20 protein-coding genes and 1 other RNA gene are annotated in these 19777 nt (G+C 33.5%); 19 read left to right on the top strand and 2 right to left on the bottom strand.

Annotation, left to right across the window (positions count from 1 at the left end):
• Window positions 1–101 precede the first annotated feature (101 nt).
• On the top strand, window positions 102–1520 hold the full coding sequence (pyk, locus tag P3F81_RS10455; protein WP_147670092.1) for a pyruvate kinase: 1419 nt from the start codon (window positions 102–104) through the stop codon (window positions 1518–1520).
• Between the two features lie 122 nt (window positions 1521–1642).
• On the opposite strand, the gene pckA is transcribed toward pyk, so the two are convergent.
• Window positions 1643–3223, bottom strand: coding sequence for a phosphoenolpyruvate carboxykinase (ATP) (pckA, locus tag P3F81_RS10450; RefSeq protein ID WP_147670091.1), 1581 nt, complete (start codon window positions 3221–3223; stop codon window positions 1643–1645).
• Window positions 3224–3733: 510 nt separating this feature from the next.
• Here pckA and secG point away from each other — a divergent pair.
• From secG to P3F81_RS10365, 17 genes are all read left to right on the top strand, one after another.
• Complete coding sequence (gene secG, locus P3F81_RS10445; RefSeq protein ID WP_147670090.1) at window positions 3734–3964, top strand: preprotein translocase subunit SecG; 231 nt, start codon at window positions 3734–3736, stop codon at window positions 3962–3964.
• Between the two features lie 146 nt (window positions 3965–4110).
• The gene (locus P3F81_RS10440; RefSeq protein ID WP_147670089.1) at window positions 4111–4866 is read left to right on the top strand and encodes an alpha/beta hydrolase; all 756 of its coding nucleotides are present in this window, start codon (window positions 4111–4113) and stop codon (window positions 4864–4866) included.
• 35 nt (window positions 4867–4901) lie between these two features.
• The gene (rnr, locus tag P3F81_RS10435; RefSeq protein WP_147670088.1) at window positions 4902–7247 is read left to right on the top strand and encodes a ribonuclease R; all 2346 of its coding nucleotides are present in this window, start codon (window positions 4902–4904) and stop codon (window positions 7245–7247) included.
• A gap of 90 nt (window positions 7248–7337) precedes the next feature.
• Window positions 7338–7814, top strand: coding sequence for an SsrA-binding protein SmpB (gene smpB, locus P3F81_RS10430; RefSeq protein WP_147670087.1), 477 nt, complete (start codon window positions 7338–7340; stop codon window positions 7812–7814).
• 309 nt (window positions 7815–8123) lie between these two features.
• Window positions 8124–9236 (top strand): HD-GYP domain-containing protein, encoded by a 1113-nt coding sequence (locus P3F81_RS10425; RefSeq protein ID WP_309320379.1) that lies wholly within the window; start codon window positions 8124–8126, stop codon window positions 9234–9236.
• 108 nt (window positions 9237–9344) lie between these two features.
• Window positions 9345–9697: a transfer-messenger RNA gene (gene ssrA / locus P3F81_RS10420) on the top strand.
• A gap of 85 nt (window positions 9698–9782) precedes the next feature.
• On the top strand, window positions 9783–10052 hold the full coding sequence (locus P3F81_RS10415; RefSeq protein WP_147670085.1) for a hypothetical protein: 270 nt from the start codon (window positions 9783–9785) through the stop codon (window positions 10050–10052).
• 2 nt (window positions 10053–10054) lie between these two features.
• Window positions 10055–10450: a type II toxin-antitoxin system death-on-curing family toxin gene (locus tag P3F81_RS10410; protein ID WP_147670084.1), complete on the top strand. Its 396-nt coding sequence runs from the start codon at window positions 10055–10057 to the stop codon at window positions 10448–10450.
• Window positions 10451–10607: 157 nt separating this feature from the next.
• Complete coding sequence (locus tag P3F81_RS10405; protein WP_147670085.1) at window positions 10608–10877, top strand: hypothetical protein; 270 nt, start codon at window positions 10608–10610, stop codon at window positions 10875–10877.
• 2 nt (window positions 10878–10879) lie between these two features.
• Window positions 10880–11275, top strand: coding sequence for a type II toxin-antitoxin system death-on-curing family toxin (locus P3F81_RS10400; RefSeq protein ID WP_147670084.1), 396 nt, complete (start codon window positions 10880–10882; stop codon window positions 11273–11275).
• Window positions 11276–11535: 260 nt separating this feature from the next.
• Window positions 11536–12135, top strand: a complete 600-nt coding sequence (locus tag P3F81_RS10395) for a JAB domain-containing protein (protein ID WP_147670083.1) — start codon at window positions 11536–11538, stop codon at window positions 12133–12135.
• Window positions 12136–12158: 23 nt separating this feature from the next.
• Window positions 12159–12515 (top strand): hypothetical protein, encoded by a 357-nt coding sequence (locus P3F81_RS10390; protein ID WP_147670082.1) that lies wholly within the window; start codon window positions 12159–12161, stop codon window positions 12513–12515.
• Window positions 12516–12667: 152 nt separating this feature from the next.
• Complete coding sequence (locus tag P3F81_RS10385) at window positions 12668–12967, top strand: DUF960 family protein (protein ID WP_147670081.1); 300 nt, start codon at window positions 12668–12670, stop codon at window positions 12965–12967.
• A gap of 149 nt (window positions 12968–13116) precedes the next feature.
• Window positions 13117–13329 carry a helix-turn-helix domain-containing protein gene (locus P3F81_RS10380; RefSeq protein WP_309320378.1) on the top strand — a complete coding sequence of 71 codons (213 nt, stop codon included), beginning with the start codon at window positions 13117–13119 and terminating at the stop codon, window positions 13327–13329.
• A 22-nt stretch (window positions 13330–13351) separates the two neighbouring features.
• On the top strand, window positions 13352–14566 hold the full coding sequence (locus tag P3F81_RS10375) for a hypothetical protein (RefSeq protein WP_147670080.1): 1215 nt from the start codon (window positions 13352–13354) through the stop codon (window positions 14564–14566).
• 259 nt (window positions 14567–14825) lie between these two features.
• Window positions 14826–15494, top strand: coding sequence for a DUF1643 domain-containing protein (locus tag P3F81_RS10370; protein WP_147670079.1), 669 nt, complete (start codon window positions 14826–14828; stop codon window positions 15492–15494).
• Window positions 15487–17052 carry a recombinase family protein gene (locus P3F81_RS10365; protein ID WP_309320376.1) on the top strand — a complete coding sequence of 522 codons (1566 nt, stop codon included), beginning with the start codon at window positions 15487–15489 and terminating at the stop codon, window positions 17050–17052. Before P3F81_RS10370 ends, P3F81_RS10365 begins: the two co-directional genes overlap by 8 nt.
• Window positions 17053–17259: 207 nt before the next feature.
• On the opposite strand, the gene P3F81_RS10360 is transcribed toward P3F81_RS10365, so the two are convergent.
• Window positions 17260–17784: a winged helix-turn-helix transcriptional regulator gene (locus P3F81_RS10360; RefSeq protein ID WP_147670077.1), complete on the bottom strand. Its 525-nt coding sequence runs from the start codon at window positions 17782–17784 to the stop codon at window positions 17260–17262.
• A gap of 297 nt (window positions 17785–18081) precedes the next feature.
• On the opposite strand from P3F81_RS10360, the gene P3F81_RS10355 reads away from it, so the two are divergent.
• A complete protein-coding gene (locus P3F81_RS10355; protein ID WP_147670076.1) occupies window positions 18082–19776 on the top strand; it encodes a DUF927 domain-containing protein in 1695 nt (564 codons plus the stop codon).
• Window position 19777 lies beyond the last annotated feature (1 nt).

Below are 19777 nucleotides of genomic sequence, written 5' to 3'. Positions count from 1 at the left end.
TTGATTATTATTGCGGTTGGTCATGGCTTTAAGTGTTTACTTAAAGCCATGATGTAATATAATAAGAATAAATTTATAAAAATAGGTAGGGATAGTTTAAAATGCTAAAGAAAACGAAAATTGTTTGTACTATGGGTCCTAGCGTAGAAAAAGAAGGAGTTATTGAAGCGTTATTGCAAAACGGAATGAACGTTGCTCGTTTCAACTTTTCTCATGGTGATCATGCAGAGCATCTTGATCGCATTAATAAAGTAAGAGAAGCTGGTAAAGCTACTGGAAAAATGCCTTCTTTATTATTAGATACAAAAGGGCCAGAAATGCGTCTTGGTAAATTCGCTGATGGTAAAGTACAATTAGTTGCAGGTCAAAAATTTACTTTAACAACTGATGATTCAACTCCTGGTACAGCAGAACGTGTATCCGTTAGTCATAAAGAACTTTACAAAGAAGTAAAACCAGGTAACACAATTTTACTTTCTGATGGTCTAGTTAGTTTGACTGTAGAAGAAATTAACGGTACAGATATCGTTACAACAGTTATGAACTCTGGTATCATGGGAACTTTAAAAAGAGTTGCAGCTCCTGGCGTAGCTGTTAACTTACCACCAATTTCCGATCGTGACCGCCAAGATATCCTTTTTGGTATTAAAAATGATATGGACTTTATTGCAGCTTCCTTCATTCAACGTGCTTCTGATGTAAAAACAATTCGTACATTAGTTGAAGAAAATGGTGCTAGAATGGAAATCATCTCTAAAATTGAAAACATGGAAGGCGTTCAAAATATTGATGAAATCATCGAAGCTTCCGATGGAATCATGGTAGCTCGTGGTGACCTTGGTGTAGAAATTCCAGCTGAAGATGTACCATTAATTCAAAAAATGATCATTGAAAAATGTAACAAACTTGGTAAACCAGTTATTGTTGCAACTCAAATGCTTGAATCCATGGTTAACAATCCTCGTTGTACAAGAGCCGAAGCTAGTGACGTAGCAAATGCAATTATGGATGGTACAGATGCAATCATGTTAAGTGGTGAAACAGCTTCCGGTGACTACCCTGTAGAAGCTGTTCAAACAATGAATAAAATTGCGCATCGTATAGAAAACTCTTTACAATACAATGAGCTTCTTACAAATAAAGGTATTGAAAGACAAGCTAACACTACAGATGCAATCAGCCATGCAACTGTACAACTTGCTTATGAATTAGATGCTTCTGCAATTGTAACTCCAACTGAAAGTGGTTACACAGCTCGCATGGTATCCAAATACCGTCCAAAAGCTGGTGTTATTGCTGTAACTCCTAATGCAAAATCACAACGTTTATTAAACTTACGTTGGGGCGTATACCCAATCGTTGGATCTTGCTGGAGCAGCACTGACGAAATGATTGAAGGTGCAATGAAAACTTCCGTTGAAGAAGGCTACTTAAAAAAAGGTGACATTGCTGTTGTAACTGCTGGTATTACTTTAAGTGCCGCTGGCAACACAAATATGATTAAAGTTCATATAGTTTAATTTTCTAATCTTTAGCGATTTATTAAAACTTTGGATTTTGTAAAATAAACATAGAAAAGCTGCATTCGCTTTAGACGAATGCAGCTTTTTATATTGAAGTGAACTTGTAAGTGAGAAAGATTTTATTCGTGCTTTGGACCGGCATTTAAAATTTCGTCGGTCATTTCACCTTTGAATTTTACGACATTTTTATTAAACAATTCAGCAAGTTTTTTTGCTTGTCTTTCATAGGCCTCCTTATCTTCCCAAGTATTGCGAGGATTTAAGATAACAGAAGGGACATCTGGACAATACTTAGGAATTGCAATATTAAAGATAGGGTCAAGTTCCCATTCTACGCTATCTAATTTGCCATCTAAAGCAGCAGTCACCATCGCTCTAGTGTAAGGTAGGTTCATGCGTTTTCCAATGCCATAAGGACCACCGGACCAGCCCGTATTAATTAAATAAACATCAGTGTTGTGTTCTTCTATTTTTTCTCCTAGTAATCTTGCATATTTAAGCGGAGAAAGTGGAAGGAAAGGCTCACCGAAACAAGTGGAGAAGGTAGCTTGTGGTTCAGTGATGCCGCGTTCCGTACCAGCAACTTTACTTGTGTATCCGGATAAGAAATGATACATTGCTTGCTCTTTGGTTAATTTAGCGATTGGAGGAAGTACGCCAAATGCGTCAGCTGTTAAGAAAATCACAGTCGAAGGATGTTCAGCAACGCTAGGGATAATTGCTCCTGGAATAAAATCAAGTGGATAAGCCGTTCTTGTATTCTCCGTAAGTGAACCATCATCAAAATCAGGAATACGCGTTTGCGGATCAATAATGACGTTTTCTAGTACGCTTGTAAATTTTATTGCATTCCAAATTTGAGGTTCAGTTGCTTCTGTAAGTCTAATACATTTTGCATAGCATCCGCCTTCAATATTAAAAATCCCATTTTCGCTCCAGCCATGCTCGTCATCACCAATCAGATAGCGATTTGGATCTGCTGATAAAGTTGTTTTACCTGTACCGCTTAACCCAAAGAATAAAGCGGATTTACCATCTTTACCAACGTTTGCTGAGCAGTGCATTGTCAAGATTCCTTTTTGCGGTAAGATGTAATTCATTACGGAGAAAATAGATTTTTTCATTTCTCCCGCATAGCGGTTACCGCCAATTAGAACTGTATGGGTGTCAAAGTTTATAATAATAAAGCATTCCGAATTTGTTCCATTTACTTCAGGTACCGCCTGTACACCTGGCAAACAAATTACAGTGAAATCTTCAACTTCTTTCAATTCCTCTGGTTTTGCTTTAATAAATAATTGTTGTAAAAAAAGATTCTGCCATGCAAACTCAGTAATAAAGCGAACTTGAAGACGATTTTCAGGATCAGCACCCGCAAAACCATCGCCAACATATACCTGATGATCTCTTACATAGTCTGTCATAATTTTGTACAAACTATCGTAAGTTGCTTCACTGCATGGTGCGTTATTTGTCCAACTAATTTTGTCGTGAACAGCAGCCGTATCAACGATAAATTTATCTTTAGGTGAACGGCCAGTGTGCTTTCCTGTAGTAACGCAAAGCGCACCTTTGTGAGAAATAACCCCTTCTTTGTGAACTACTGCTTCCTCCATTAATTCAACATAAGTAAGGTTGCGTTTAATTTTACGAGCTCCTTTTAAGAAATCCTTGCTTCCGCCGCATGATAAGTTAGTCATATAAATCATCCTTTCCCTTAAACCGTAATGGTAAGTATATACTAAAAGTAAATAAACTTGGGTAATCTGATTTTATACTATATCTAAATTTCAACAAAATTTATGATTCATTTATCATTGCCTCTTTATATATTTGTTAAATTTCAACAAATATTTTAAAATACCTTCCTAATTTTCTGAAAATATTTAGATTTTTTAAAATATTCTAACAATTATAAATTTAATTTATTATTACTAAGTAGTACCTTAAAAGAAAATAATCGTGAAAAATAAATCTCATTGATTTTTATTATTATAAATTATGTTCATGAATTTATAAATAGAATCAATTGTTTATAAATTTGTTTTATTAAAAATTAAATTTATAAATTTTATGAATAGGGAGTTTTTTTATAACTAAAAATGCAAAAAAGAAATTATTAAATTCTTGATTATGCGGTTCTATCTCTTGCTAATATTCATCTTTATATGATAAAATAAATAGGATTAGTTTAAGGGAGGTGCAGGATTTTGACCACAACATTAATGGTAATTGATGCTATTATTTGTTTAGCGTTAATTGTAAGCGTAATTTTACAATCTAGCAAAAGTTCGGGTATGGGCGGCTCAATATCTGGCGGTGCTGACGCTGTATTTGGTGGCAAAGCTAAAGGCATTGATGCTTTATTAGCAAAAACAACAATGGTTTTAGGCGCACTATTCGCAATTATTACATTGATTATTGCAAAAATGCAAGCTTAATAGATATTTTTACTTATGACGTCCTGCATGATTTGTGCAGGACGTTTTTATATATGGCGATTTTTGTTATGAAAATTAATTTAAATAAAGTATAATAATATATATTGTAATGATAATTTAAGACGATAAATCTGGGGGAAGATTTTGTGGCAATATTAAAAGGAGCTGAACCTTTTTTATTATACGGTAGTGAAAAAGGGGTGTTACTTATTCATGGGTTTACTGGTTCGCCAGCGGAGATGGTTTTACTAGGAAAACATTTAAATGCTTGTGGATATACTGTTTTAGCACCTCGCTTATCTGGACATGGGACCACACCGGAAGAAATGGAAGTCACCAATTGGGCAAATTGGTATAATTCTGTACGAGATGGATATCATTTATTAAAAGGAATTTGTACATCTATTTCTGTTATTGGGTTATCCATGGGAGGATTACTTGCGATTAAATTAGCAATAGATAATAATATTGATAGAGTCGTGGCACTTAGCTCTCCTATTTATATTATGAATAAGGCAGTGCGTTTTATTCCAGCTCCAAAAGATTGTAAGGGAAGATATGTGCCGAAAAAAAGGCGACAAATCCAAGGTGTTGATTCGATTTATACAGTTGCTTATAATAAGATGCCATTGACAAGTGTTCATAGTCTATTGGCGTTAATTCGCCATATTGCCAAGCATTTACCTGATTTGCAAAGACCATTTTTAGTCGTGCAAAGCAAAAATGATCATACTGTAAAATATCATAGTGCGGCATATATTTATCGTTCGGCTGGAAGTAAAGAAAAAGAATTATTTTGGCTTGAAAACTCAGGCCATTTAGTTACTTTAGATACAGAAAAAGAAATTGTTTTTGCTAAGATTGTGGAATTTCTTGACAAAGACCGCAGTAATCCTATTTGAGTTTTTAACGAAAAAAAGTTTTGGGGGACAAAACCATGCTACAAGAAAAAATTCTTGATTTTATGAGACATGAAGCCTATAGACCTCTTAGTGCGGAAGATTTAGCAGAAGCTTTAGAAATAAAAGGGGAGGAATTGACGGAGTTTTGGGTTTTGCTCGATCAAATGGAGCATCATGCGCAAATTATTCGCACGCGCTATGATAAATTTGGTGTACCCGAGCGCATGAATCTAGTTGTCGGTACACTTAGTATGACCAGTAAAGGATTTGGCTTTGTAATTCCTGATGTAAAAAATAGTGAAGAAGAGACGGACGTATTTATTCCAGTTTCGGCGCTCAACAGTGCGATGAATAATGATAGAGTTGTCGTAAGACTCCATGGAGCTGCTGGAATTGGCAAAGCACGTGAAGGCGAAATTATCCGCATTATTACAAGAGCAAACAAAAGAATCGTTGGTACGTTTGAAAGTAGTAAGAGTTTTGGTTTTGTTACGGCGGATGATCCTAAAATAGGACAGGATATTTTTATTCCGAAAGCCTCTTTTAATGGGGCAAAAATTGGTGCAAAAGTAGTTGTTGAAATCACAAAGTGGCCTGAAAATAGAAGAAGTGCAGAAGGAAAGGTCATTGAAGTTATCGGGTATATTGGTGACCCGGGAATAGATATTCTTACTGTCATTAAAAAGCATGATTTGCCGTTAGAATTTCCGGCGAAAGTCGTAAAAGAATCAGAAAATGTTCCAGAAACAATTGATCAGGCAGAAATCACAGGACGGCGTGATTTACGTGAGTTCAGTATCGTTACGATTGATGGCGATGATGCAAAAGACTTAGATGATGGTGTTTATGTTGAAAAGCGCGAGGATGGAACGTTCTTTCTTAGTGTGCATATTGCGGATGTAAGTTACTATGTCAGAGAAAATACCGCACTCGATTATGAAGCAAAAAATCGTGGCACAAGTGTTTATTTAGTTGATAGAGTAATTCCCATGTTACCCAAAAGGTTATCTAATGGAATATGTAGTTTAAATGCCGGTGAAGATCGCCTGGCAATGTCAATTGAAATGATTATTGACCCAAACGGTAACGTTCAAAAATATGAGATTTTTCCAAGTGTTATTCAAGTATATCGTCGACTGACGTATAATATAGTCCGTAAAATTCTCGTAGATAGAGATGAAGCATTAACGCAAGATAATCAAGATATTTTGCCAATGCTCCACAATTTAGAAGCGATTTGTCACGTACTTAGACAACGGCGAATGAATCGCGGTGCAATTGATTTTGACTTCCCGGAAATTAAAGTAAAATTGGATGAAGCAGGAAAACCAGTTAAGCTGGTAAAACGGGAAAGAAACTTAGCGGAATCTATAATTGAAGAATGTATGCTCGTTGCCAATGAAACGGTAGCTGAGCATATGTTTAAATTAAAATTACCGTTTATGTATCGTGTACATGAACAGCCGGGCTTGAGTAAACTTGAAAAATTAAAAGATTTGTTAAAATCCTTTGGCTTAAGTTTACCAAGTCTAAAAGAGGGCGAAGAAATTCAGCCAGCAATACTCCAAAAGATATTAAAGGCCACCGCCGGCAAACCGGAGGAAAGAATTATCAGTACAGTCATGCTTAGATCTCTTAAACAAGCACGTTACGAGTCGCAAAACCTTGGACATTTTGGTTTAGCGGCAAAGTACTATACACACTTTACTTCGCCGATTCGTCGTTATCCAGATTTAATTGTTCACCGATTGTTAAGAGAAAACTTCAATGGCTTATTAAAACCAAAGCGTCAAGACAAACTAAAAACTATTTTACCTGATATTGCACTATCTTCATCACAACGTGAACGCCTTGCGGCAGAAGCAGAACGTGAAACTGTTGAAATGAAAAAAGTTGAATATATGCAGCAATTTATTGGGGAAGAATTTGATGGAATAATAAATGGCGTTACAGCGTTTGGTATATTTGTAGAGCTTGATAATGGCGTAGAAGGTCTTGTCAGAGTTTCCAGTATGGAAAATGACTATTATCAATATGTAGAAGAACAATATGCACTTGTCGGTGAACGGACAAAGAAAGTTTATCGCCTTGGTGATCCAGCGAAAATTATTGTTGTGAATGCAAATGTAGAAGATAAAACAATTGACTTTATCCTGGCTGATAATGGAACCTTTAGACCAGTTGCACCAAAAAAAACACGTTCATCTATTCGAAACCTAGAAATACAAGAAGAAAAGCAGGATGAACGCAAAGAAAAATCGAAAAAGAAAAAGAGTGGTGCAAAATGGTATGAATCTGCACCGAAAGGAAAAGGTCGCTCAGATAAGAAAAAATGTAGTACCGTCAAAAGAAAAACCAAGACTAAGGTAAAGAAAAAGTAAAACCTATTTGACATAGTATAGATAAAATAGGCCGATATTTCAAAGCTGATAGTAGAGGGTTTTCGGGCGACTGAGTTATGGAGTGAGAATATGGGTAGAGGAAATGAAGGAATTAAAATTGCGACAGAAAATCGTAAAGCGAGACATGATTATCATATACACGAAGTCTTTGAAACAGGAATGGTTTTAACGGGAACAGAAGTAAAATCATTACGAGCTGGAAAAGCAAATTTAAAAGATAGCTTTGCACAAATTAGAAATGGTGAAATTATGTTGCATAATATGCATATCAGTCCATATGAGGAAGGCAATATCTTTAATCACGAACCGCTTCGTACACGTAAACTCTTGATGCATAAAGCTGAGATTATTAAACTATTCAGCCAAACGCGAGAAAAAGGGTTTACCTTAGTTCCCTTAAAAATATATTTTAAAAAAGGAAAAGCAAAGCTAGAACTAGGATTAGCTTCAGGGAAAAAGAACTACGATAAGCGTCAAGATTTAGCTGAACGCTCAGCTAAACGAGAAGTAGACCGTGCACTAAAAGAACGGCAAAGAAGTTATTAAAGAAAAATGGGAGTGTATTTATAAAATACACCCCCATTTTTATATCCTATAGATAAATTATTATAAAAATTAAAGTTAAAAAAAGAAAAAGGAATTATATATCCTTGTGTAAAATTGTCTAGTGACTTGGCAGATAGTTTTCTGTTAAATATTCAAATTAATTAATAAATAGTATATAATAAATAATTGTATACTATTCATAAAATAGAACGTTGTTTATCGTGAAAAGGTTTATTTTAGATAATGGATTTGTGTGATGGTAGATGCGGAAAATCTTCTGTTTAATTTATAGAAATGGAAGGAGAAAATATGCACAAGTTATCAATAAAAGCTTTGAAACCTGGGATGGTAATTGGGCGGAGCATTTATAATCCAGAAGGATGTTTTTTGTTAACTCGTGGGCAAGTACTAACAATAACATATATTCAGAGATTAACACGATTGAATATTCCCTCTGTTTATGTTTTATCTGGGAATCCTATATTAGACATTTCTCCCGAAACTGATGATATCGTAAAAGAAAAGACACGTACCCACGCATTGCAAAATGTTTTTGCGGTTTTTAATAATTGTCAATTGACGGAATCAATCAATGTTGATTTCATGAAGCAGACAGCGTCTTCAATTGTAGAAGATTTGATTTCTAATCACAACAACTTAATTCAAGTTACAGATATTCGTCGCTATGATGATTATACATTTTCGCATTCAGTAAATGTTGCTATTTTATCTACGATGCTTGGCACGATGAGAAATTATACGAAATCACAGTTAAACATCCTTACTCTTGGTGCGTTACTTCATGATATAGGTAAAACGAAAACGCCTATAGAAATTTTGAAGAAACCTCGTAAATTAGTTCCTTTTGAAGAAGAAATTATGCGTCGGCATCCCCTTAAAGGTGCAGAGATACTAGAAAGAGCTTCATTAGCCTCAGATATTCCGATTTATATTGCTCAGCAACATCATGAAAAATGCGATGGGACGGGTTATCCGCATCAGCTGCAAGGTAAGGAGATTAATGAATTTGCGAAAATTGTGGCAATCGCTGATGTATATGATGCCTTGACTTCAGACCGCCCCTATAAAAAAGCCTATAGACCTGATTTAGCGTTTAATATTATGACAAAATTTAATGCGAGCCATTTCGATGCGAATTTACTAAAACTTTTTTTTGATAATGTAGCAATTTATCCAGTAGGGACGATATTGAAGTTAAACGAAGGATCTTATGCAATTGTTGTTCATGTACAGACTGGTAGAACGCAAACTCCAATTGTACATATTATTGCAGATAAAAATATGAAACCATTTAAAAATCCAAAACGAGTAGATTTATATCAAAATAGAGATTTACAAATAGAATTGGTTCTTGATGAATATGAATTAATGGCAATATTTTCTACCTTTAATCGTATTTAAAATTGATACATATTATCCCTTCCTAAAGTTTACAATTGAAAAAATTTTCTAGATGTGATATACTATCATGTACAGTAGAAGAAAAAGAATACTGTACACTGCTCAATTGGGGACGTAATGGTTTCGACGGGGGTAGTTGGTGCATAGGTAGCGAGTCGGGGGGTCATCAACCCGTTAGTAAGGTGAACCTTTTATATTAAATATAAAAGCTAACGAAGATTACGCTTTAGCAGCTTAATGCTAACCTCTCTCAGTCTAATCCCGCGGGACTGAACAGGGGCAAATAGTGGGATACCTGAGAGCCAATTCTCGGAGGCTTGACTGGGAAATTTTATCGAGATCGAACCAATGAAGCCAGTTTGTGAGCGTCGGCGGTTTTAAATTTAAAACACAAAATGCACTCGGAGAAGCCTATGAAACAATACTTTCGGACAGGAGTTCGATTCTCCTCGTCTCCACCAGTAATCATGCGATTTGGGAAATCGTTTTGAATATAGAATTATAAAACTTAGTAAAATCAATATATTGTGAAGTTTTTAAAATCAAATGGAAATTACCAGTGGACGTGGACGGATGCGGATACCGCGTCCGATGGTAAATAATAAAGGGGTAAAGGACAGTAAAATATGTGTTCTTTACCCCTCTATTTGTAAAATGAAGCTCTATTTTTTGAAAGGAGAGAAAAATATTATGGAAAAGAAAAATAAATTTGAAATTTCGATGAAAGAAGAAGAAAGAAAGGAAAAGGTTAGAAAGATTTCGCAGATGCTAATGGAAAAAAATAAACAAGCTTATTCTAATCTTGCGAAAAGATAAAAATGTCACAACAAACGATAGAAATACTACTTAGTGATGCGATAGAATTTCATAGTGATTTAACCAAGGAATATCGGAACTTAGAGGGAATTAGAGATATAAAATTATTAGAATCGGCAATAAGCAATCCGTTTCAATCAATGTTTGGTGAAGATTTATATCAAAATATTGAGGATAAAGCCGCAAGATTATCATTTGGGGTTATAAATAACCATCCGTTTGTTGATGGAAATAAAAGAACGGGTTTGCACTGTATGCTTGTATTTTTACTATTAAATGAGTATGATATAGAATATACGCAGTTAGAAATAGAAGAGCTAGCAGTAGGTATCGCAGAAAAAACTATTTTTGTTGAGAAAATAGCAGAATGGATAAGAAGCCATAGGAAATCTAAATGAAAAAATTATAAATAAAGCGTAGATGGGATAATAAATTTTTGGACAGGATTCCCACGACGGTCGTCTCCACCAGTAATCATGCGATTTGGGAAATCGTTTTGAATATAGAATTATAAAACTTAGTAAAATCAATATATTGTGAAGTTTTTAAAATCAAATGGAAATTACCAGTGGACGTGGACGGATGCGGATACCGCGTCCGATGGTAAATAATAAAGGGGTAAAGGACAGTAAAATATGTGTTCTTTACCCCTCTATTTGTAAAATGAAGCTCTATTTTTTGAAAGGAGAGAAAAATATTATGGAAAAGAAAAATAAATTTGAAATTTCGATGAAAGAAGAAGAAAGAAAGGAAAAGGTTAGAAAGATTTCGCAGATGCTAATGGAAAAAAATAAACAAGCTTATTCTAATCTTGCGAAAAGATAAAAATGTCACAACAAACGATAGAAATACTACTTAGTGATGCGATAGAATTTCATAGTGATTTAACCAAGGAATATCGGAACTTAGAGGGAATTAGAGATATAAAATTATTAGAATCGGCAATAAGCAATCCGTTTCAATCAATGTTTGGTGAAGATTTATATCAAAATATTGAGGATAAAGCCGCAAGATTATCATTTGGGGTTATAAATAACCATCCGTTTGTTGATGGAAATAAAAGAACGGGTTTGCACTGTATGCTTGTATTTTTACTATTAAATGAGTATGATATAGAATATACGCAGTTAGAAATAGAAGAGCTAGCAGTAGGTATCGCAGAAAAAACTATTTTTGTTGAGAAAATAGCAGAATGGATAAGAAGCCATAGGAAATCTAAATGAAAAAATTATAAATAAAGCGTAGATGGGATAATAAATTTTTGGACAGGATTCCCACGACGGTCGTCTCCACCAGCAAAGACACAATATTGTAAATATTGTTCTATATAGAATAAGGGCATTAGGACTTTTGGAGTTCTAATGCCCTTTTGTACTATTAGGGGGAAATGTTATACGGAAATTAACCATTGTAACAACTACATAAATCAAACATATATTATCTCCTTGAAATACTATAAAGTAAATTTCAAGGAGGTTTTTTTATGCCTAATTTTGATTACCTAACAGATGAACAATTACTAGAAAGTATAATTCCTATTAGTGCAGTAAAAGAAATGATTGCTATTTACGGTGGAGTCCAGCAGGCTCTTTTCAACAGCACGGTAAAAGAACTCGAAGCTTTTCCAAGCATCGGAGTCAGCCGAGCAAAACAACTTTGCTACATAACAGAACTCGCCAAAAGATTGCACAGCAAACTCAATCCGCCACCAACAGCAATCAAAAAGCCAAAAGACATTTTCGTAATTTGCAAAGAAATGCAAACGCTCGAAATCGAAGAATTCCGTGTTGTCCATCTAAACGCCAAAAATGCCATTCTAACGCAAAGTAAAATATCAAGGGGAAGCCTAACCGCAACCCTCGTCACACCGCGGGAAATTTTCTGCCCAGCCGTCAGAATTCGGGCAGCTCACGTTGCACTCGTCCACAACCATCCGACAGGCATACCAAAGCCAAGCGATGAAGACAAAATCTTTACAAAAAAAATCATAGAAGTTGGTAAACTATTAGAAATACCAGTAATTGACCATGTAATCATAGGCAAAGGGCAGTATTTTAGTTTCAAGGAAGAAGGACTATTTTAGCAATCTAGAAAGGAATATAGAATATGATAAAAATTACAAACCAAAATCAAATATCTGCATTATCATTGCCAATAGAAGTAAAGGATAGAATTACTAAAACAATAAAAATTTTTGAAGAATCCTATGATAGGACTATTTATCATGATGAGGGCGGTTTTGTTGTACTTCTTGAAGATATTGCAGATTTAAAAAAACTGGAAGAATATCATCTATACGTAGAAAGTGCAATTCCAGAATATGTAGAAATGATAAAAAATAAAGATAAGCAAACCTATGTTGAAACACTAATCCTACTAAATAGTGATTTTTCAATAGTAATCATCATGACAAAAGAAATGTTGGAACTAACACCTTGGAAAAATCAAATAAACAATAACTAATCCACTTAATCGTAAATATGCGATTAAGCGGATTTTTTACTAGGGGGAGGGGAAAGAAAATGCCTTGGCTACAAATTGCAATCCTAGTATTACAAATCATCGTTAACAATCAAGAAGACTAATAAAATTTACAAGATGGATGGAGGAAAACAATGTTTGACAATAAGAGATATCTGACAAAAGGAATAGGTTCAACATTACCAATTCTGACTCAGATTAAAATATGGCAGGCGATAAATGCAATGAAAGTTTCTAAAAAAGATCATCTGCAAGTATTCTGTTTAAGCAAAATGAATACAAAAGATGGAATTAGACAGAAAATCATACATAGACAAGAAGAGCCTAAGTATCAAAGGACGTTTCTTATTGATGTAGATAAAGCTGTTGAAACTAAAATTTTCGTAATAGATGATGGAGCAAACGCCACAATGCTATTAGCTGATGAATATTAAAATAGCAAATGTAAGTAAATGGTTAAAAGTACACTATAAATATTCTATAGTACACTATGATTGTCCCTAAGAATCTGCTACTTTATGCCATAATTATATATGTAATGTAAAGACGGGAGATGAGAAAAATTTACGCTGAAAGGTATAGAATGATAGGGAGAAAAATAGCATTCTATCGTAGTCTAAGAGGATTAAATCAAGAGCAATTAGCAGAAAAAGCAGGCATAAGTGTAAGCTACGTAAAGAAAATTGAAAGTGGGAAAACAGCAAGAGCATTTTCCTTATATATACTATTTGTCCTATCCGATACTTTGGGCATAGATGCAGTAGACTTAATCAAACCCGTATCGGAGCTAAAATAAAAGATGAATAAAAGGTGATAAGATGAAGAATGTAAAAAGATATGCGTACTTATTATTAATTCCTCTGATTGCATTGTTGTTAGGTGGTTGTGGTGATGAAAAAAAAGATGAGCTCAAAATGGTAATTAAAGCTTACTCAAAAGATTTACAATGTATAAAGCAATCTTATGAGTATGTGAATGTAATAGGTAAAGGGAGTTTTGCGATTTCAAGCGATATGGATAAGAGAGATTTAGATCAAATTAAATTATTTAATGAAAAAATTATTAAGAAAATTGATGATAGATTAAAAGAGTTAGATAATATGAAAATGCCTAGTTCATTAAAAAAAGATGAGCAGGATAAAATTAGTTCGGCTCAGAAAGAATACATTGAAATGTTAAAGAACTGTAAATTAGCATTTCAGTCTCTTGAATATGAGAAGGAAAAATATAATGAGTTAAAGGCGTTGATACGGTCAAGCGAAATTATAACGGAAATAAAAATAGATGAAGCAAAAGAAAAAAATGATTTACAAAAATTAGATGATTTGCAAAAAGAATTATCTGAAATAAATAATAAAATTGAAAAACTAAAGAAGGAGGTATTAAATATAAGAGAGTATCGACGACATGAAAGTATATTTGAACTTTCTCGTAGGGCTGAGTATGAATATCCTATGAAAAAAATAGTAAAAATATACAGAGATAATTTTTCTGAAGATGAATTAAATGAAATTGTTGTTGAAATAAAAGAAGACTTTAAAAAGGATGATTCAGAAGAGTATAAATATATATTAGAACTAGCCCAAAAGATAAATTTGAAAGACGAGCAAGAAGAAGTTATACCTTTAGATGAATTAGATTTTTCTTTAGCTGGTATACGTATAGGATCTTCAACTAAGAATTCAGGTTATGTAAGTGATGAATATAAATATATAAAAAACGATACTATTGATGATAAAGATACAGATAGAAAGTGTATGGTTTATTTAAACAAAGAAGGAATAGTTTACTCAATAAGATTAAATAAAGAATTGTATAAGGGAACTCCAAGAGACGTAAATGTGGGAATGGATGTTAGTAGCATTTTCCGTAAATATGGTGATGGTTATGAGAAAGAATCAAAAGACAGCTTAGATGTATATACGTATAGGAATAACAAAACCTATGAAAACGGATTAAAATGTATATTAAAATTTAAAGTAGACAGAAATTCGCAAGAAATTAAAAATATCATTTTAGAACAAGAAAAATAATATGGATATAATCTTTACTGCATTGCTGATAATAGTTGGAGCAGGACTGGCTATTTACTTTTTGCCATATGTTCTACTAATAGGGGTAACTGTCTTATTTGTATGGCTATTATCGTGGATTTTTCCTATCTGGTTAGTTGTAGTTCTAGGGATAATACTTTTGGTAATAGGATTTTTTAAATAACAAAATACAAAACGAAAGACCAATATAGACAAAAATCTATATTGGTCTTTTTCTATTATTTAGGAGGATAAAAACATGCAAATTGAAAAAACAATCATAAAATGTGAAAGTATCTATTCAGAAGATAAGGAACACAGAATCTTACTTAAAAGGGAATGGGATAAAACAAAAGAATCCGCTATGGTTATCATGATAAATCCAAGTGAAATACAAAATGTTCAAACTGACTTAACAACGATGTGCGTAATTAATAACTTAGACAAATTAAATGTCGGTTCGGTAGATATTTTTAATATGTATACACGCATTACCAATAAAATATCTTTTCGCTTTCAAGACGATGAAGAACTTCTGGTCAATGAAAATGACGAGTATATGAAAAAATCTGCTGATAAAGTAGACTATATTATCTTAGCATGGGGACAGATCGGACAGCATACTAAAAGAGTCAGAGAACGTCAGCAGGAAATCTTAGTTGCTCTTGCACCCTATGCAGAAAAAATTAGAATTATTAAAGATGAACACGGAAGAAGAGGACTTCATCCATTAACACCACAAATACGGAATAAATGGATATTAGAAAAAATCACAATGGAAAAATTACAAAAACTAATGAATCCACCCGAACCAGTTGAAAAACATAACCCTCAAAATGCATCTGACTTACCAATTGATAAAGAAGTAGAAAATCTTCAAGTAAGTGAAAATCATCCTGAAATAAATAAATGTGATGAAAATGATTGAAATTAAAAGAGTCGCCTTATATGCAAGATTTTCCTCAGACAATCAAAGAAGTGAAAGTATAGATGCACAAATCAGAGCCATGAAAAAATACTGCCAAACCAAGCGATACCAAATTGTCGAAATCTATATGGACGAAGCAAAATCTGCCACCACAGACAAAAGACCAGCCTTCCAACAGATGATAGAAGAAAGCAACGAAGGCAAATTTGACATCGTCCTCGTGCACAAACTCGACCGATTTGCCAGAAATCGCTACGACTCCGCCATCTACAAAACCAAGCTCAAAAAGAACAAAGTCAAAGTTTACAGTGTACTAGAAAACATTGACGACAGTCCAGAATCCGTAATGTTAGAAGCCTTACTCGAAGGAATGAGTGAATACTACTCTAAAAACCTAGCCAGAGAAGTAATGAAAGGCATGACAGAAAATGCACTGCAATGTAAACATACAGGAGGGAAACCACCAATTGGCTATGATTTAGACGAAAATAAAAAACTCGTAATCAATGAGCAAGAAGCAAAAGCAGTAAAACTGATTTTTAAACTATACAATCAAGGATACGGATATGGAAAAATCATAGCTGAACTTAATAGGCTAGGTTACAAAAACAAGCGAGGAGAAATTTTCAAACGAAATTCCCTATACGATATTTTAATCAATGAAAAATATACAGGAGTATTCATTTACAATAAAGTAGAATCGAAAGATGCTTTAGAAAGAAGAAATAATCACCTGTATAAAAAAGATGATAAAGTAATTCGAGTAGAAGGTGGTTGTCCTAAAATCATAGATAAAAAAGATTTTACAAAAGCAAATGAACGCATGATAAAAAATAAACTATCTAGTGGAGCATATGACAGTAAAGAATTTTACTTACTAAGCACAAAAATAAGATGTGGGATTTGTGGAAGAAAAATGGTCGGTGATTTGAGATATTCAGGCAGAAACAAAAGCCGATACGTAACCTATAGATGCCAAACCCATCGGATTGAATGTAAAAACAAGGAAGTAAACAAAGATTACCTTGACGATTACATTGTCAAATTGCTAAAAAGGTATATTTTTAATAAACAAGCATGTAAAAGAAATATCTGTAAAATTAACCAATATGTGAAATCCCAAAAAGATAACGCTGAAAATATTCATAAAGAATTAAAGCTTCAATATGAAGAAGTGATGAGTAAAATAGAAAATTTAACAAAATTCATAGAAAAAGGCGTGATAACGGATGAGATAATAAAGCGGATAGAAACGTTAGAAATAAGCAAACAAGAAATCTTCTGTAAACTTAATAAACAAGCTGTCTATCCTGAATATGAAGAAAGTGACTTCACAGAAAAACAAAATCAATTTGAAATGTTAGAGCAAAATAGCGTAGAATTTAAAACGTTAATCCAAGAAGTAATAGAAGAAGTTGTAATTTATCCCTATAAAGTCTGTTTCATAATAAAAACAGGCTTAGGAATTATAGATGAACTAGATACTTCACTTGAAATAAAAAAGCAAATTATCTATGAAGAATATAGTTCCACAGTAAAAATGGAAAAGAGTAGTTAAAAGAAAATGCACTTCAAATGGCAGGTAAGATAAACCTGTGTTTGGAGTGCATTTTTAATACTACATATTATAATATTTTTTTTCTGAAAATAACGGGGCAGATGGGGCGATTGGGGAAACCCTTACCTGATAAGAGAAGTGAATGGGGAATCTGAATATGTAAATGGGGCAGATGGGGCATGTATTTATATAAACTGACTATTTTTTTTACGAAATAAATTGCTTACTTAAAAAATCCTTCACTATATCATAGGTATGTTCATAAAGGATAACTAAAATACCTTCGTCATTGTGAAAAGTAGATAAAATTTCTTTTGGAAAAATTTCTTTTAATAAATTAGCGTATACTTGAGCCTGATGTGGTGCGGTTTTTATAAATATGGTTTTAACATCAAATGACACATGGGGTGTACTTCCAAATAGTAAATTTAACCTCTCTAGCTTGTCGCGTGAAGAATTTGATTTGTAAGATGAACTTATAAAATATTCTTTAGTATGATTTTTGCCAGCAGAAGAAATAAAACCACCTTGTTCCAAATCCTTCAAGTATTTGCTTATTGTAGAGGCACTAAGGTTTAAAATTCTAGCTATTTCCTTTTGACTTTTTACCTTATTTCCTAACATATTCTGTTCATGAATAAAGAATAAAATATTTTTTTTTGTTTCGCTTAACTTAGCTAAAGAAAATTTTTGTTCATCCAATATGTCAATTGGGTTATTAGACTTCTTCATAAATCCTCCTAAAAAAATAGTTGAAAGTTAAAAAGTTTCATGAATAATTGCTCAAAATAGGGTAATGTAATGGTTTTCCATAGGTTAAATCGGGAAAGTCGTTTGGTAAAGGAAGTCCTAAGAGAAAATGATTATACATTCCTAAAACATGAATATTATACAAATTTAATAAAGAAATTGTCAATAAAAAATGATAAAAAGATATAAAGTTTCCAATAATGTTATTTAACAAAAAGTGATTCTTAGCTTATTATATCAGTAAGCAATAAAGCTAATTTGTTTAAGGGGGCTATCTTAATGTTGTATCTACATAACGGTAAACTGTACAAATTAAATGAAAAAGGAGTAGAACTAGAAGTGTGTCAGGAGGTGCAAATTTCACACGTTCTTAGTGATTTGCATTCTAATGACAAAGTAATTTATTTGAAACTTATTTTAAAAAATGAAGAAGTTGAATTTGCGATGGAACGAGGCAGGTTTACAAAAATCGATATAATTAATGAACTGCTGAGAAAAGGGCTTAGTATAAATTCTTGGGATACGAATGCGTTAATACAGTACTTGTTCTACTTAGAAGAAAGTGCTCCTAAATATTATCAACACCATAAGCTTGGCTTTCACAAGGTCAACGATCATTTATTGTATCTAGCATCAAAAACTATAGGTGGGGAAGTAACATCAACTTATGTTGAGAATGAAAAATTGTTGCCAAGGGGTACTTACGAAATGTGGTTAAATATCATAAATCACGAGGTTATAGGATATCCTGCTTTAGAATTTGCCTTAACTATTGGGTATTCGGCTATCGTAGTAGGGAGACTTTCCTCTTTAATTGGGTTTAGTAACTTGTTATTTCTTTTTTACAACGATACTTCATTGGGGAAGACTACTGCTTTAAAGTTGATGGCTAGTATATACGGAAATCCAAGCATTGGTAGAAACGGGATAGTAAATACGTTTGATGCTACGCATAATGCATTGATAAACTTGATGTGTGATAAATGCGGATTTCCTGTCCTGCTTGACGAAGCGATGATGAATAATCGAACTGGATGGGAGGATCTCATTTATAGGATTGAAGGTGGAACAGAAAAAAATAGACTATCTAAAGATCTAATTGCACGTAACCAAAGAGAATGGAGAACGACTGTTGTAATGACCTCAGAAGTCTCTATGCTTGAAAACTCAGCACAACATGGTGGTTTAAGATGTCGTTTATTTGAATTAAAAAGGAAATTCACTGCTTCTGCGGAACATTCCAATCGTATAGTAGATGGGATTTCCCAAAACTATGGGCATGCTGTAATTCCTTTTGCAAACTTTCTAATATGCTTAAAAGATGACGAAATGATCCAATTATATCATACTAGACGCAATGCTTTATCAGATAAGCTTAGAAAAAGAAACTCTCTATCATCCCGTATTATAGAAAAACTAGCTGTAATATCAGTAACGGCATCTATTATGAATACAAACATTGGCTTAAAAGTCAATGAAGAATCAATAGATAAGGAAATTATATCCATTCATGATAGTATTACAAGGTCTTTTGATGTAGCTGACGAAGCGTTAGAATTTTTTAAAAGCTGGATTAGCGAGAAGAAAAGTCAGTTTCATCATGAGATTCTTCCTCAGTATCGCAATGCTAAAAATACACATTTTAATGGTAGCTTTGGGGTGAATAGTTTTGGGAAAATATTAATAGACAATAAGGAAAATGTTCTTGAGGTTCTCATATTAACTAAAAAATTTCAGGAGGTCTTTGAAAGAAGCACATTTCCAAAAATTCAAACCATATTGCAAGCTTGGCGTGAGAAAGGAATTTTGATTGGTTCTGACCCAGGTAGATTAGACACAAAACGTACGATTAATGGTATTAGATCGAGAGTGTATATTATTCAGTTTGCCAAAGAGGATTCATCCTATCCAACCTATGAAGACAAGAAAACGGTAGCAGCTGAAGATAATCTTTTTTGCGAGGAGGCTTCTTGAA

This window comes from Selenobaculum gibii (assembly GCF_030273445.1).
GTDB classification, from domain to species: domain Bacteria; phylum Bacillota; class Negativicutes; order ICN-92133; family ICN-92133; genus Selenobaculum; species Selenobaculum gibii.
This window is presented reverse-complemented; position numbering and strand designations above follow the sequence as displayed.